2 protein-coding genes and 1 pseudogene are annotated in these 1,421 nt (G+C 38.6%); 1 reads left to right on the top strand and 2 read right to left on the bottom strand.

Annotated elements, in window-relative coordinates; translation table 11 throughout:
* Positions 1-699 (top strand): DNA adenine methylase (locus tag AM305_RS10905; protein WP_005826052.1); only part of this gene is annotated, 699 nt, incomplete at its 5' end.
* A gap of 40 nt (positions 700-739) precedes the next feature.
* On the opposite strand, the gene AM305_RS10900 is transcribed toward AM305_RS10905, so the two are convergent.
* Entirely contained in the window at positions 740-1,000 is a 261-nt protein-coding gene (locus AM305_RS10900; RefSeq protein ID WP_005826050.1) for a hypothetical protein, read from the bottom strand.
* 155 nt (positions 1,001-1,155) lie between these two features.
* Positions 1,156-1,421, bottom strand: a pseudogene (locus AM305_RS10895) (hypothetical protein); the annotation flags it as partial.

Below are 1,421 nucleotides of genomic sequence, written 5' to 3'. Positions count from 1 at the left end.
AGCGGTTTGTTATCTCATACCGCCAAACAACTCAAACCACAAGCAAGGGTAATTTACAACGATTTTGACAATTATGCCGAACGTTTACAATATATCCCTGACATTAATCAACTACGCCAACAATTAGCTGTTTCCCTTGCTGATTGCCCCAAAGGTAAGCGGTTAGATAAGACGAAAAAATTGCAACTAATTGAGATTATTGAAGCGTTTAAGGGATATAAAGACCCACATATTCTATGTTCTTGGCTATTGTTTAGCGGTCAGCAAGTGAAGAGTCTTGAGGAGTTATATACTCAAGATTTCTGGCATTGCTTACGGCAGAGCGATTATCCAAGTGCAGAGGGTTATCTTGATGGTGTAGAGATTGTTTGCGAGTCGTTTCATCAATTAGTGCCGCGTTTTTCAGGTAAAGAAAAGGTGTTACTTGTGCTTGACCCACCCTATCTTTGCACCAAGCAAGAAAGCTACAAACAGGCAACCTATTTTGATTTAATTGACTTTCTAAGGCTTATCAACCTAACTAAACCGCCTTATATTTTCTTCAGTTCAACAAAATCGGAGTTTATTCGGTTTATTGAGTATATGCGGGAAGATAAAGTAGATAATTGGCAAGCGTTCGATGGAGCAAAGCGGATTGTGGTGAATACATCTACAAGTTATAGCGGAAAATATGAAGATAACTTAGTGTATAAATTCTAAGAATAACGCCCTTTAAAGTTGGTTTAAAGGGCGTTTAAATTTAATCTAATTCAGATAATAAACAATAAAATGGCGGTGCTGATGGGGCAAGGGTTGAAGTAAATTGCACAACGCTATCTTTGCGACCATCTTCAATAAAACGAATATCTAAGAATGCAAGGTTATACACAAAGGTTTGTCCCCGTCCGTTTGGTAAGGTGTATTGTGAACCATCAATGGTAAAGCGTTGTTCTTCTCTTACTGCAACTAAGGCTAACTCTAACATCATTTCTTGCTCAGTTCTCATTTTGAAGGTTGTCATTTTAGGCTCTCCTGTTTTTCTTAAGTGACGACAGGATTACTCTGTTAGCCCTGTATAGCAAGTTTAGTTTGAGTAAAAAACAACTGAGTGCGGTGTATTTAGACTGGGGAGGTGTGGACGGCTAATTGTAAGAAAACCATTAAAATAGCGAAAAATCAATATTTGAAATTTTTCGTTGTTTTAATGGTTATTTTTCGCAGTTTTTTTGGCTCGCAACAGCCGTTAATCGCATCTTTACTATCTGCTCCTACCGTGCCATCTGCCACATTCGTGATTTTCTTATCCGCTGCATCAATACCTGATTTAGTAAGGCTTGGCCCACCGGTAATGGTTAAACCATTATCTGTCATCGTTGTGTCGCCTGTCTTCACCGTAGTGGCATTCACCGTCGTAACATTTAAATCCTTACTTAGCTGAACTT

Origin of the sequence: Actinobacillus minor NM305 (genome assembly GCF_000175195.1) — a bacterium.
Taxonomy (GTDB): Bacteria; Pseudomonadota; Gammaproteobacteria; order Enterobacterales; family Pasteurellaceae; genus Haemophilus_A; species Haemophilus_A minor.
This window is presented reverse-complemented; position numbering and strand designations above follow the sequence as displayed.